A 14,574-nucleotide genomic window follows, 5' to 3' on the forward strand; every position below is an offset into this window, starting at 1 on the left:
AAATCTAAATTACAATGTTTAGGCTAATAAGAAATATTATATATTAGTACAGGCTTATTTTCTATAAACAATAAAAATTTTCTAATCAATGCAATAAATATAATAAGCTATGACTACTTACTTTTACCACATTTATGTAAAAACATATAAAGAGTTATTTATTAACCTTTGCAACTTATGATATCAAGAGAAAATACGAGATATATTAAGAAATACTTAGAAGGCATATGATAAAAAAATGTAGACAGTATTTTTAAACATAATAAGCGTTATTTTATATATTGAAATATAGTTCATAATACCATATAATAATAACATCGCAAGGCGATATGTTGGAGGTGTTTATCATAAACCAAAATAAAAAGCGCTTTTTGTTTGGGTTGATCCTCACATTTGTATTTATTTTTTCAAGTTATACCATAGATGGTATAAATGCTTTTGGCGGATTTAGTAATAATCAAACTGTTTACGCAGCTTCAAAGGGTGGAAAATCTTCGAGCTTTAAATCTTCTAGTTCTTTTAGTTCATCTAAATCTTCTAGTAGTTATAAATCCGGATCCTTTTCAAGCGGAAGTAAATCAAGTTCAGGCAGCAGTTCCAGTTCAAGCAGTAGCTCAAGTAGTAGTTCAAGTTCATCGCCTTCGAAAGCAAGCAGTGGATCTAAGTCATCAACTAGTGGTTACAAATCAGGGTCTTTTTCAAACTCAAAGCCAGACTCAAGTAGCAGTTCAGGTTCATCAAGTAGCAGTCCAGGTAATTCAACTTCCTCTGGGTCTCAGTATAATAGCGGATCTAAAAAATCCTATATACCAATACCGATACCTTTCTTTGGAAGAAGCAGTTACTCTGGTTATAACAGGCCATTCTTTGGATACAGTTCACCTTTTAGTGTGATAAGTAGTGTATTCAGTATATTATTTACAATAATAATCATAATCATAATTATTCACTTAATAAGAAAATATATGAGAAGAAAATAATAGGAGGAAAAAAATAATGGGAGTTTTTTCAAGAATATCAAATATGTTTAAGGCAAAGGTAAATGACACACTAGATAATATGGAGGATCCAATATTACTATTAGATCAAAAGGTAAGAGACATGGAAGAAAACTTAAATAAAGCAAAGCTTTCATCTGCTCAAATATTAGGTAATGTTCATGAAATAGAAAAGAAAATGGTAATAGCTAAAAAGGAATCTGAAGAATATGATGAAAAAGTTAAATTAGCTCTTGCTAAAGGGAATGAAGATTTAGCAAAGAGAGCTCTTCAAAGAAAACTTGATGCTGATAAAAAATATGAGTCATTAAAAGCAAGCTATTCAGATGCTTCGGCAAAAGCTGAATTAATCAAGAAAAATCTTAGAACTCTTGAAGATGAAATACAAAAAACTAGAAGTTACAGAGATGAAGCCGCTGCTAGATATAGTAATGCTGAAGCTTCAAAACAAGTAAATGAGATACTTGCAAATGTTCAAACTAAAACAAATACAATATCTGTTGACGATATAGAAAGAAAAATTCAAAGAAAAGAAGCTCTTGCTGAAGGTCTTGGCGATTTAAGACAAGTAGATTCTTTAGAAAATGAATTTGAAGCTTTAGGTACTACAGATTTAGATGCAGAACTTGCAAAATATAAAAATTCTTAATATTAAGCATATAGGTGAATGAGATGAGCAAGGATTTAGAATTTGTAAAATCAGAAAAAGAGGTATGGGGTAAGGTATATGTTGACATTAGCTATGGCTTAGACAACGTTGCTCCTTTCCTTTCAGAAAAAACCTTAAAAATAAGAAAATATAATATTAAAAGAGATGTATTAAAAAAATATATAGAACTTTTAAATGCAGCTGAAACCGAAAATAAAACCACTTCTTTTGTAGGTGGACTTTTCAAGGGAAATAAATATGAAGGCTTGCTTACCTCTTTTAAAAATGACCATCTTGAAGATTTTGTACAGCTTAAAAATTGTTCAAATTGTGCTTGTCTAAACTGTGTAAAAGAATGTAGTTTTAATAGCTGTAGAGGCTGTAGACATAATTCTTTTATAAAAAGCTGTGATCATGAAAAGATGAATGTTACCTACCATAAAAACTTTACCTTAGATCTTACAAACAATGGTACTGGTAGAAGTACAAAATATAATGTATTAGCAACTCTTCAAGATTGTGAATTAGATAGACAATATATTATAATACAAAATGTCTTTGATAAGGATGATAAGTTTATACTATATTACTACCCTGGTATATCAGAAGATAATTATGGTGAAATATCCGATCCTGATGAATTTGATTTCATAGTTGAAACTTTCGAAAGTGCTGATCTTTAAGATAGTTTCTAACTCTGTATATTTAGATTTAAAATCTTTTTATGGATCATAATATATCCTGAGATGCATTTTAAAAGTGTAAACTCTTAAAATGAATTCTATAAGCAGAGTTATGAATTTTAAATAACCACCTTTCTCTCAAGATTAAAAATCACTGAGAAAGGTGGTTAAACTATGGTTAAAAATTGGAGGTGTTTATCATAACTCAAAATAAAAAGCGCTTTTTCTTTGGATTAATCCTCACATTTATATTTGTTCTTTCCAGCTATACTATTGATGGTATTAGTACTTTTAGTGGATTTAGTAATAATAAAACTGTTTACGCAGCCTCTGGTGGAAAGTCTGCTGCATCCTCTAGTTCATCTAAACCATCAACCAGTGGTTATAAATCCGGTTCCTTTTCAAGTGGAAGTAATTCAAGTTCAAGCTCATCACCCTCGAAAGTAAGTAATGGATCTAAATCTTCAACAAGTAGCTACAGTTCAGGCTCCTCTTCAACCTCAAATAACAACTCACACAACAGCTCAGGCTCTTCAGCTTCAAAAACAGATAACGAATCCGAACCCTCAACTAGTGATTATAACTCAGAATCTTCTTCAAGCACAAATGCTGACTCAAGCAGTAATTCAAATTCATCATCTTCAAAAACAACTAATGGTTCGTCATCATCAACTGGCGATTACAAATCAGGCTCCTTTTCAAATACAACGCCTGATTCAAACAGTAGTGCAGCCTCATCATCTTCGCAAGCAAACAGTGGAGCAAAATCATCAACTAGTGATTATAAATCTGGATCCTTTTCAAGTACAGGACCTGATTCAAATAGTACCTCAGCTTCATCATCTTCAAAGGCAAACAGCGGATCTAAATCATCAGCTAATGATTATAACTCAGGATACTTTTCAAATACAAATCCTAGCTCAAGCAGTGCTTCAAATTCATCAAATGTTACTTCGCATAGTTCAACCTCTTCTAATAGCCAATATAGTAGTAATAAATCTAAAAAATCCTACGTTCCAATCCCACTGTTTGGAAGAAGTAGCTACTCTGGTTACAGCAGACCATTTTTAGGCTATACTTCACCATCTAGCGTTGTAGGCAGCGTATTTAAGATATTATTAACAATAATAATATTGCTTGTAATTATTCGCTTAATAAAAAAATCTATAAGAAGAAAATAAAAAGTAAAAAAACTGCTCTAAAAGGCAGCTTTTTTACTTTTTATAAAAATACATATCTTGTAGACTTATTCTTATTATGCTATTGATACTACGTCGTATCCTTCTTCTTCGATAGCATTCTTTAGTGCTTCATCTGATACATTTCCTTCAACTACAGCTGATCCAACTTCAACCTTGAAGCTTTCAACTCCTTCTAATGCTGATAAAGCATTTTCAACATGCTTTACGCAATGCATACATGACATTCCTTCTATTTTTACTTGTTTACTCATGGTACATCTCTCCTTTTATATAAATATATTGTTTTTGAAATCTTGCTAGAGAAAAGTATTCTTCGCAGCTTCTCTCTAGCAAATTAATTTACTAAATCATTGGCTTAAACCCTTTAAGTCTCAATGCATTTAAAAGTACTGAAACGGAACTAAAACTCATTGCAAAGGCTGCTAACATAGGATTTAGAAGTGGACCTCCAAAGGCATATAAAATCCCCATAGCTACCGGTATCCCTAAGGTATTGTACCCAAAAGCCCAGAAAAGATTTTGCTTTATATTTCTTATAGTCTTCTTACTTAAATCTATAGCAGTTATAACATCTAAAATATCACTTCTCATTAAAACTACATCTGCTGATTCTATAGCTACATCTGTACCAGAACCAATTGCAATACCAACATCCGCAGCTGCTAGTGCAGGAGCGTCATTTATTCCATCACCAACCATTGCAACCTTTCTACCTTCACCTTGAATTTCTTTTATCTTATTTGATTTATCTTCAGGCATTACTTCTGCTACAACTCTATCTATTCCAACTTCTCTCGCAATGGCTTCAGCGGTATTTTTATTATCACCTGTTAGCATTACTACTTCAATTCCCATCTTGTGTAATGCCTTTACGGCATCTTTACTATTGGATTTAACAGTATCAGCTACAGCAACAATACCAGATATTTGTCCGTCTATTGATAAAAACATAGGGGTTTTTCCTTGCTCAGAAAGTACATTTGCATTTTCTTCTAATACATCAATATCTATATTTTCATCATTAAATAACTTCTTATTTCCAAGTAGTATTGATTTTCCATCAATGGTTACTCTTATACCTTTTCCAGGTATAGCTTTAAAGCTTTCAATCGCCTTGAATTCAAGACTTCTACCTTCAGCCTCTGTTATTATTGCCTCTCCTAAAGGATGCTCTGAACCTTTCTCTGCAGAAGCAGCATAGGTTAATAACTGATCTTCTTCTATATTGACTGTTACTATATCAGTAACCTTTGGCTTTCCTTCTGTTATAGTTCCTGTTTTATCAAATACAACAGTATTTATCTTATAGCTTGTTTCTAAAGCCTCTCCGCTTTTTATAAGCACACCGTATTCTGCTCCCTTACCTGTTCCAACCATTATAGCTGTAGGAGTAGCAAGTCCTAATGCACAAGGGCATGCAATAACTAAAACCGAGATAAATATAGTAAGCGAGAATATGGTTCCTTCACCAAGAATCGCCCATGTAATACTAGCAATCAGTGCTAAGCCTATAACTACCGGAACAAAATATCCTGATATTATATCAGCCATTTTAGCTATTGGGGCCTTAGATCCTTGAGCATCTTCAACAAGTTTTATAATCTGAGCTAGTGCAGTATCCTTTCCAACTTTTGTAGCTTTGTATTTTATCATTCCGTTTTTATTAATACTTGCACCATATACACTATCACCTATAGTCTTCTCTACAGGTATGCTTTCTCCAGTAAGCATTGATTCATCTATAGAAGTAAGTCCTTCTACTATGCTTCCATCCACAGGAAGTTTTTCTCCAGGCTTAACTATAATTACGTCTCCAACCTCTACCTCCTCTATAGATAGAACTTTTTCAACTCCATCTTTCAAAATAGTAGCAGTCTTAGGTGTTAGTCCCATTAGTTTCTTTATTGCTTCTGAAGTTTTTCCTTTAGTTATGGCCTCTAAGTATTTACCTAAGGTTATTAAAGTCAAGATTGTACCGGCAGATTCAAAATATAAATCCATAGTATACTCCATATACCCTTGGATTATCTTATATATTGCAAACAACCCATAAATATATGCTGCAGATGTTCCAACAGCTATAAGCGTATCCATATTTGGACTAAGCTGTATAAGATTTTTAAAGCCTACCTTAAAGGATTTTATTCCTGTTACAATAACTATTGTAGCCAGTATCAACTGAACTATCCCGAAGCTAAGTGGATGATGATGAGGATCTATGAATACAGGAAGTGGCATCCCAAGCATATGTCCCATAGCTATCAATAGTAACGGAACTGTAAATACTACTGAAATTACGAGCCTTCTTTTCATAGATTGAATTTCTTGCATCTTCCTATCTCTGTGCTCATCTTCTTTTTCATCTTCCACAGCCTTATATCCAGCTTTCTCAACTGCTTTTTTTATATCAGAAAGTCTTATAACCTCTGAGTCAAAAGCCACAGTCAAAGTCTCTGTTGCTAAGTTAACCTCGGCTTTTTCTACTCCAGAAACTTTTCTTACAAATCTTTCTACTCTGCTCACACATGCAGCGCAAGTCATACCTTCAACTTTAACCTTAGCAGATTTTACTGTAGAAATAGCTTTATATCCAGCTTTATCGACAGCTGCTTCAATATCATTTAGAGATAACTTATCTTCTTCAAAAGAAACCTTAAGCGTTTCCGTAGCTAAGTTTACCGATGCATCATTAACTCCCTCTAATTTAGCTACTACTCTCTCTACTCTTCTAACACAGGCCGCACATGTCATACCTTCTATTTTTAAAGTTTTATTAGTCATAATTACCTCCTTACTTATCCATCAATTTATCTAATATTCCCAAAACCTCGTCTATTTTTTCTTCTGCATCATATTCTCTTTTTATTGCAGCTTTAACACATAGTGTCATATGCTGCTTTAAAACTAATTTATTTGCTCTCTTAAGAAGTCCCTGAGCAGCTATCATTTGGTTAGATATATCTATACAATATCTGTCTTCTTCAATCATTTTTATAATGCCTTCAATCTGTCCTTTGCAGGTTTTCAAAGCTTGAAGAGCCTTCTTCTTTTCCTCGTTCATATCGCACCTCCACCCACCCCCTATGGGGGGTGTTATGATTATATAATATTCCTTCAATTTGCTTTTGTCAATACACTGTTAATAATTAAATCTATCAGAACAAAGATCTCTAGCTTTAATAGAATCTTTATTCTGATTTTAATTGTTTGTATCTTTTATATAGACTATCCTCTTAAGAACACTAAGTTTTTTTCTGAGGACATGTATTCTGAGTATGTGTAGTCATCCATATCAAACTCTTTTAATTGATCCACAGTATCAATTTTATTTTCTATCACATATCTAGCCATAAGGCCTCTTGCCCTCTTTGCATATATAGGTATTATCTTATAAACCCCTCTTTTTCTATCTTTAAATGTTATATTTATTACGGGGTGATTAATATATTCCTTAACTGCTTTATAGTATTCTTCTGAAGCTAAGTTTATCAAAAATCTCTTACTATGCTTATCAAGCTCGCCATTGATATCCTCTGCTATCTTATCTCCCCAAAAACTATAAAGATTTTTATGAATACCCTGCTTTAACTTTGTGCCCATCTCTAGTCTATAAGGTTTTATTCCATCCAGAGGCTTAAGTATCCCATATAGACCAGATAGTATTCTTAAGTGTTTGTCAGCAAACTCTAATTGCTCTACTGACATATCTCCTGCCATCAATCCTCTATATACCTCTCCTTTAAAAGCTAGAACCGCATGCTTGTCTATATCGCTTTTTTCTTTCGTCCATTGCAAATATCTAGTATGATTCATTTCTGCCAGTGATAAATTAATTTTCATCAATCTACTAATATCATCTGGAGAATTCTTTCTTAACTCATCTATCAGTATGTTTGAATATTTTAAAAACTTCGGTCTATTTAGTCTTAATTCTTGATTTTTATTACTAAAATCCAGTGTTTTTGCTGGAGATATTATCATCAGCATCTCTTCACCTCATATCCATCTTAATCAATCTTTTACACATTTCCTTTTTATATCTCTATGATATTTACTATCCTTAGACGTAACTAATAAATTATTGCTCTTATAATTATAACATAAATTAGATTAAATGATAATAATTATCACACCTTAACAAAATCAGACATTTACCCAATTAATTTCAGCACGATGCTTTAACAACACCAAAATAAAAAAAGCTATCTTTATAGATAGCTTCTAAGTAACTTAATATAAAATTAAACTAATTTATGCAATTGTGCTTTTTAATGTATTATAACAATAGTTTATTATGTCACTTCTTTTGATTATTCCTATAAACGTACCATTATCATCTACCACTGGAACAAAGTTTTGTGAAATAGATAAGGAAATTATACTCTCTATATCTGAATTTATTGATACACTCTTATGGTTAACTCTTCTATATATCTCCTTAACCTTCACTGCATTGGTATTTTTGAAATTTAGATCTGGAGTATTCTTTAGCTTCCACAGAAGATCTCCTTCTGTAAGAGTTCCAACATACTTTCCGTTTCTATCAATAAGAGGAATTGCTGTATATCCATGATGCTCCATTCTTTCCATTACCTGTCTCATGGTTGCATCGGTGTTCTCGTAAATAACTTCATTTTTAGGTGTTAGAAAAAATGCAATATTCATATGTTACCCTTCCCAAACAAAATTTTTATGACTCTCTCTTAATCATTTTAACATATCTATTATGCAAATGTTATTACATTTATATTAATTTACACTTTATCAATAATATAAATATTACTATTAATTTATATCAAATTAATTATTTCCAAAACACTACAAATTAATAAAGCTACTGTCAGTATATTTTATTCCTAAAATGGAACAATAAGTATAGGAGTGATTTTATGAAAAAGTTTTTATGTTTCTATTTTTCACTTATTGTATCTCTAAGCATACTTTGCGATTCATGCATGGCTGATACAAAACCATATCATTCTGAGCAAAGTAGCTACATAGATCTTTACAAAACTAAGTGTTTAGATCATATAAATACACTTAGATCATATTATTCTTTAGCTCAGTTTTCTATAGATAGCGAACTTAGCAATTCAGCACAGATTTATCTTAATAACTTCAAACCCTATGAAAATGATTTATATATATATCAGACTAGCTCTGATATAAAATATTGCATTTACAAGCAGCGATTGACTAATCAATATTCTATCAACAATACAATGCTAACTCAATCACTAATTGAAGATTATAAGGGATATATACTAAACCCAAATATTAGTAAGATAGGTCTTTATGTGATAACCGATAATCAAACTATAACATGTACTTTTGCATTCAAATATAACTAAAAGAGTAAATAAGAGCATTAATCTATTATTACATGAAATTATTTCTAAAATCTTAAGTACATATTAACTTCTTGCTAAGTGGCCAATTACCTTTGACACTAGAAAAGGCAAACTTAAAATTTAGTTTGCCTTTTCAAACTTATAATAATAATCAGTATATTCAATATCATTTAATACACTATTAACATTATTATAAACCTCATCCCCACTTATGGTCTTTTTAACAATAACCTCTTGTAAAACTTTTGTATTACACTTTGGACATTTACCAATGCCCATAAACCTCCAATTAAAAAGTTTCAAGGGCCTTTCCACAGTTATATTAGTTTTACACTTTGGGCACTTATAATCTAATTTCGAAATATCTATCTTATAGTTTTGAAGATCTTTTATCATAATTGCAGGCATATTATAAACATCTTTAACTATATAACTTTTGACTATCCTATTATTAAAAAGTCTTTTAAATACTTCTGATGTATACACTGCATCATTTAATGCATCATGTAGTTTACTTTCATCCACTTTTATCTTTAATTCCTCTAAAGCGTTTTTTAAGCTTAATGCTTTTTTATGTCCAAGAATTTTAGTTACATATTCTTGTATATCTAGATATTCTTTTAACCAACTTACATCATTATAATTGTGATAAAATGCATTTCTAAATATTTCAGCTATATCATCCTTAGCCCAAGAGCATATTATTGAATCATCATCCACGAATTTCTTAAGTTTGTCCATTGCTTCACTAAAGGTTATTCCTAGCCTTAAATTCTCATCAGTTATTCCCGTAATTTCAGTAATCTTAGGGTTTAGTACATTTAAAGCACTTGGCTTTACGTATGTTTTAAATTGGCTTATGCAATTCATCATTTTATCAAGCTTTACTGCTCCAACCTCAATTATCTCATTTTCTAACTTAGGTTCTTTAAATTGTTCATAAAGACTATAAAAATCAGGATAATATTTAGTTATATTTTTAAGATTATTAAATTCTAAATCTAGTATAACATACCCCATTGCCTCATCCCCTCATCATATCTCTTATTATAATTATGCCATAAATAGTTATTTATTTCACTTTTATTTACTTCTTTGATAAAAAAATATGTAGCTTTAGTATTTCTCTTCTCAATTAAAAGAAAAAAAATCAGACCACAGGTCTGATTTATATTTGCTTTATAACTCCAATTGCAATGCCTAAAATAGATGCATCTCTATTTTCAAGGGAAATAGGTTGATACTTTGGATTTTCAGGCATAAGGTATGGAATTTTATCTTTCAAATTCAGTCTCTTTAGTGTAGCGCTACCTTCTATCTCTGCTGCTACTATATCATTGTGATTTGCAGATTGTTGTCTTCTTATAACAACAAAATCTCCATCGTTAATATTAGCATTTTTCATACTATCACCTTTTACATGAAGTATGAAGTTGTCTTTCTTTCCTCTAATCCAATTGTATGGAATATAAAAATTACTTTCCTGTTCTCCGTTCATTGGTATAGGTTCACCAGCAGCAATATCGCTATACATAGGTACTTCAACAAGTTCTTCTTCCTTAATAACTTCTTGCTTATCACTATAATCAATTATTACTTCATTACTACTAGATGCTCCATCTATCATAAATGTATGCACACTCTTATGTTTTAAGTTAATATACGTAAATCTTTCTAGTGAGTAATTATCTATTTTTTCCACCGAGCTACAAGCAAATCTATAATTCTTGAATGTATCAAACTCATTCATGTAGTTTAACTTTATTCCATTTTTAAGCCATGCGTATCTTTCTGAACTTTCAATTGTATTTATAAGATATGTAAATGATGAATAGTCTTTCTTAGCATATAAAGCCTTAATAAAATTAAGCTCTCCTCTAGTTAAATTTTCACAATTATCTAGAAGTATATGTATGTATTTGTTATTATCCTTTTCAACCATAGACTTTGCATACTTAGTCTTATCATATTTATCAATGAAATATAGTTCTTTCATTTTACTTTGATACTGTAGATTCAGGCTATAAAGCAATTCTCTCGCCGAAGAATTTTTTCTTACAGCTTTCACTCTTCCTTTTCTGTTAATCTCAGCATACTCTTCCTTTGATAGCATACTTGCCTTTATCCATTGTATCTCGTCAAGTATAAAATATATAGAACTGTTTTTTACTGTTCTAATTTTATTTATACTATGCTCATTAGCTTCTAAAACTTCTCTTAATATTAAAAGCTTATCTGATTCTGTTATATCTTTAAAATTATTAACTCCATTACCTTCAACATATAATTCGAAGTACAAATCAATTAATTCATCTAAAGAAAAAAATTCAACATCCTTTTCTATAAGCGAAAATAAGGTAATACTGCTAGGTTTATTCTTTTTAACTGTCTCTTCATAAAAAGACTGAACAAGCATTTTATTGTTATTATTGGTAGTTATAAAAGCGATCTTATCACTATTGTATAAGCAATAATTATTTTTCAGATTTATAGTCCTATGCAAGGCTGCTGAAGTTTTTCCTGTATGTAAATAACCTTTTACCACTTGTACACCGAGATGCTTAGAATTTATGTATCTATTCTGATTTCCCTCAAAATTCATTTGTTTACCTCCGTACATATAAAAGAAAAAAATTATATTGAACTCAAAATTTTATTCAATATAATTTAATGTAATGTATTAATTATATACTATTTTAGTAACTTATTAAATACTCCTTTAGATTTTTTACAATCTCACTCATATATTTAAAATCTATAGCTTGTACCGTATCATCTTCTCTATTTATGTGTTCAAATCTATATATAGAAGTATCCGTAAATAAAACTGTTTTAAATCCGTTCTCTGAAAATGAATAGCTGTCCTTTATTCCATAACCAATTAAAAAATCCTGGTTTATATTTTTAACTGGAAGCCCTGAACTGTCATTAAAGTAATTTGTAACATTCCTAGCTAAATCTTTTGAATTAGAATTCCCTACTACTGTTAAGAAATTAGCCTTATTAGGCATTGAAGGCCCTATAAAAGGATATCTTTGTGATAGAGGCTTATCTGAGTAATAACCTATTGAATCTAACACTATTACACCTTCAATATTTTCATTTTGTTGTTTTATATAATCTGCATATATTTTACTACCCATTTGGTCAGTTTTTGCAAATACTTTTTCTCCATTTACAAAGGCTACAAATCTTACATTATGATAGGAATTAGTATTCTTGTACAAATCAGCTAATGTAATCAAAGCTGATATTCCAGACGCTCCACCATCTGCTGAACCTAAAGCTGAATCATAGTGAGCCCCTATTATAACAGTCTTACTATCCTTATTCTTATTTAAACAATCTTTTGTAGCAATAATATTAGAAAATGTTTTATCACCAATTTGATAGTCTTGTATACCTATGTTGTATCCCATTGTTTTAAATTTACTTATTATGTACTGCTTACTCTTTTCTAGATTATCATAGTTGTTATAATCTCTTGGGCCTATATCCTTACAGAATACATTTACATTATCCTTTAAGGTTTCAGCCACATTTTCATCTCCATTAACAATAACCTTCGGTGAGCTTTTCCATCCATAAGTTGTGGAGGCCAATGCAAACAATAACAAAACTAAAACAACTACCCAATTTATTTTTCTCTTCATAATCCACCATATTCATTATTTTATTAATATACTACTTTATAATCTAACTTACATTTCAATATAAAGTAATCTATTTAAATAACAAAACCCCAAAGTGTATGTTTTATTCAAAATAAAATAAATATAACATTTTGGAGTTTTATCGGTATAATTTTACTCTACCCTAATGCTACTGTCAATATCTAGATATTGATTCCAGCCATCTTCATAAGATAAATAGCATTTCTAGTAGTAGATTTTCCTTTTCTTAGCTTATAATCAAATTTAATTTCATTGTTTTCATAGTGTTCTCTAAAATTATAATTTATCACTTTCTTATTGTTCTCTTCTAAATCACATAACTCTAAATCATGTGTAGATACAAGCCCTATAGCAGTTTTTTCACTAAGCTGATTAATTAAAATTTCAGCCCCTGTATGCCTATCCTTTGAATTTGTTCCTCTGAAAATCTCATCTAACATAAACAACACTCTTTCGCCATTATCAGTAGCATTTATAAGACTCTTTATTCTCAATATTTCTGCATAGAATGAAGATATGTTCTCCTCTAGATTATCTCCTATTCTCATACAGGTATATATATTAAGTATTGGACACTTATATGCAGTACCGTTAACCGGAGCTCCTATATATGTGAAAATAGTATTTATACCTATAGTTCTAAGGAATGTACTCTTACCAGACATATTTGATCCAGTAACCAACATAATCCTATTGTTATTATTAAGCGAAAAACTGTTAGCTATAGCTCTTTCCCCTATTAATGGATGACTGACATTTTCTCCTTCAAGTGATAAATCCTCAGTTATCTCTCCATAAGTCCAATTTGGGTTATCTCCGCTTATATTAGCTATTGAGCATAGAGTTTCAATTTCTCCTAATGCTTCAAGCCACTGCTCCAATCTTGAACTATTTTTTCTTCTCCAATATTCTAGTCTTGTTAGTAGATGATAATCCCAAAGTAAGGCTACATTTACTATTATATATATCATGTTTTTTCTGTCTGCAATCTTGTTAGCAATGGAATTTAACTCTTTCATTTCATGAATAAAATTGTACTGATCGTTAATAAGCATCGACTTGATTTTTGTTAGCTTATTTGAATCAAAACTTTCATCCTCTACTATCTTAATCATATTAAAATAAGTATATATACTGCTCTTAAGCTCATAAACTATGTCTAAGGCTTCATTTCTTTCTTTAGTGCCAAGCTTTAATACTAAGAAGTTGAGAATACCTATAGATACAGGAAATATTGATATTATATAGTCAGTGAAAAAGTACAAAAATGTTACAGATAGAAAGACTACTGGAAGTAAAATCATTGCAATCTTCATAAAACTACCTAAAATATTTTCATTTTTACCTTTACACCATTGTATAAAATTCTCTGTATCGCCTAGTGCCGAATCTTTAAGACTTCCTTCAACCTGAAGCTTTTGTCTAAAATCTATATTTTTTCCTAGCTCCTTTACAGCCTGCTGTCTCTCATAAATCTCTTCTTTACTTGGAAGTTCATTTAATGATAATAATGAAGCCAGTTTCTTTCTACCATAAGAAGTTTTTGTTGTGTTTACCCATTGGAATAATGAGTGTTCACCAAATATATCTAGGTCATTAACAAATGGATGTTTTATATCCAAAAATTCCGATCCAGTATCTTGAAACTTCTTCCATCCACCATCTATTCTTTGTATTGCTTCTTCATTTATCTCAATATACTTTTCTCTTCTAATCTTTTCCTCTAACTTCTTTGAATGCAAATATACAAAGTATATAAAAAGAACTACTGATATAATCACAACACCATATATTAAATAGTTTTTTCCCATATAATATATAAAAAAACATACAGCTATAAAAACCATAAAAGTAGCAAGCCTTAAAAAACTTACTAAATTGCATTTATTAGCAATTTCTTTATATACTTTTTCACCTTCACTTTTCCTATTCTCATAAAAACTCTTATCCATCCGACACCTCCTAAAATATGTTTACACTATATATGATTTTAACATATTCTGTAATAAAAAATTCG

General features: G+C 30.5%; 14 protein-coding genes. 5 read left to right on the forward strand and 9 right to left on the reverse strand.

The window, feature by feature from the left end; genetic code table 11:
- Window positions 1-371 precede the first annotated feature (371 nt).
- From JHL18_RS12145 to JHL18_RS12160, 4 genes are all read left to right on the forward strand, one after another.
- Complete coding sequence (locus JHL18_RS12145; RefSeq protein WP_200269509.1) at window positions 372-980, forward strand: hypothetical protein; 609 nt, start codon at window positions 372-374, stop codon at window positions 978-980.
- Between the two features lie 16 nt (window positions 981-996).
- Window positions 997-1,647, forward strand: coding sequence for a PspA/IM30 family protein (locus tag JHL18_RS12150; protein ID WP_200269511.1), 651 nt, complete (start codon window positions 997-999; stop codon window positions 1,645-1,647).
- Between the two features lie 23 nt (window positions 1,648-1,670).
- On the forward strand, window positions 1,671-2,330 hold the full coding sequence (locus JHL18_RS12155) for a DUF1292 domain-containing protein (protein ID WP_200269514.1): 660 nt from the start codon (window positions 1,671-1,673) through the stop codon (window positions 2,328-2,330).
- 185 nt (window positions 2,331-2,515) lie between these two features.
- On the forward strand, window positions 2,516-3,511 hold the full coding sequence (locus JHL18_RS12160; protein WP_200269516.1) for a hypothetical protein: 996 nt from the start codon (window positions 2,516-2,518) through the stop codon (window positions 3,509-3,511).
- 74 nt (window positions 3,512-3,585) lie between these two features.
- Here the strand turns inward: JHL18_RS12160 and JHL18_RS12165 are convergent, their stop codons facing one another.
- From JHL18_RS12165 to JHL18_RS12185, 5 genes are all read right to left on the reverse strand, one after another.
- The gene (locus tag JHL18_RS12165; protein WP_183278670.1) at window positions 3,586-3,783 is read right to left on the reverse strand and encodes a heavy-metal-associated domain-containing protein; all 198 of its coding nucleotides are present in this window, start codon (window positions 3,781-3,783) and stop codon (window positions 3,586-3,588) included.
- A gap of 91 nt (window positions 3,784-3,874) precedes the next feature.
- Complete coding sequence (locus tag JHL18_RS12170; protein ID WP_200269518.1) at window positions 3,875-6,313, reverse strand: heavy metal translocating P-type ATPase; 2,439 nt, start codon at window positions 6,311-6,313, stop codon at window positions 3,875-3,877.
- Window positions 6,314-6,323: 10 nt separating this feature from the next.
- Window positions 6,324-6,593 carry a metal-sensing transcriptional repressor gene (locus JHL18_RS12175; protein ID WP_183278672.1) on the reverse strand — a complete coding sequence of 90 codons (270 nt, stop codon included), beginning with the start codon at window positions 6,591-6,593 and terminating at the stop codon, window positions 6,324-6,326.
- 164 nt (window positions 6,594-6,757) lie between these two features.
- The gene (gene yaaA / locus JHL18_RS12180; protein ID WP_200269520.1) at window positions 6,758-7,519 is read right to left on the reverse strand and encodes a peroxide stress protein YaaA; all 762 of its coding nucleotides are present in this window, start codon (window positions 7,517-7,519) and stop codon (window positions 6,758-6,760) included.
- 264 nt (window positions 7,520-7,783) lie between these two features.
- Window positions 7,784-8,197, reverse strand: a complete 414-nt coding sequence (locus tag JHL18_RS12185) for a CBS domain-containing protein (RefSeq protein WP_200269522.1) — start codon at window positions 8,195-8,197, stop codon at window positions 7,784-7,786.
- Window positions 8,198-8,421: 224 nt separating this feature from the next.
- Between JHL18_RS12185 and JHL18_RS12190 the strand changes: the two genes are divergently transcribed.
- Window positions 8,422-8,883, forward strand: coding sequence for a hypothetical protein (locus JHL18_RS12190; RefSeq protein WP_200269524.1), 462 nt, complete (start codon window positions 8,422-8,424; stop codon window positions 8,881-8,883).
- A gap of 120 nt (window positions 8,884-9,003) precedes the next feature.
- Here the strand turns inward: JHL18_RS12190 and JHL18_RS12195 are convergent, their stop codons facing one another.
- The 4 genes from JHL18_RS12195 to JHL18_RS12210 all read right to left on the reverse strand — a co-directional run bounded on the left by JHL18_RS12195 (window position 9,004) and on the right by JHL18_RS12210 (window position 14,509).
- Window positions 9,004-9,903 (reverse strand): 3'-5' exonuclease, encoded by a 900-nt coding sequence (locus tag JHL18_RS12195; protein ID WP_200269526.1) that lies wholly within the window; start codon window positions 9,901-9,903, stop codon window positions 9,004-9,006.
- 148 nt (window positions 9,904-10,051) lie between these two features.
- Window positions 10,052-11,485 (reverse strand): transcriptional repressor LexA, encoded by a 1,434-nt coding sequence (lexA, locus tag JHL18_RS12200; protein ID WP_200269528.1) that lies wholly within the window; start codon window positions 11,483-11,485, stop codon window positions 10,052-10,054.
- A 94-nt stretch (window positions 11,486-11,579) separates the two neighbouring features.
- Window positions 11,580-12,536 carry a M28 family peptidase gene (locus JHL18_RS12205; protein WP_200269530.1) on the reverse strand — a complete coding sequence of 319 codons (957 nt, stop codon included), beginning with the start codon at window positions 12,534-12,536 and terminating at the stop codon, window positions 11,580-11,582.
- Between the two features lie 182 nt (window positions 12,537-12,718).
- Window positions 12,719-14,509, reverse strand: a complete 1,791-nt coding sequence (locus JHL18_RS12210; protein ID WP_200269533.1) for a MutS family DNA mismatch repair protein — start codon at window positions 14,507-14,509, stop codon at window positions 12,719-12,721.
- Window positions 14,510-14,574 lie beyond the last annotated feature (65 nt).

This window comes from Clostridium yunnanense (assembly GCF_016595795.1).
Classification (GTDB): domain Bacteria; phylum Bacillota; class Clostridia; order Clostridiales; family Clostridiaceae; genus Clostridium_AR; species Clostridium_AR yunnanense.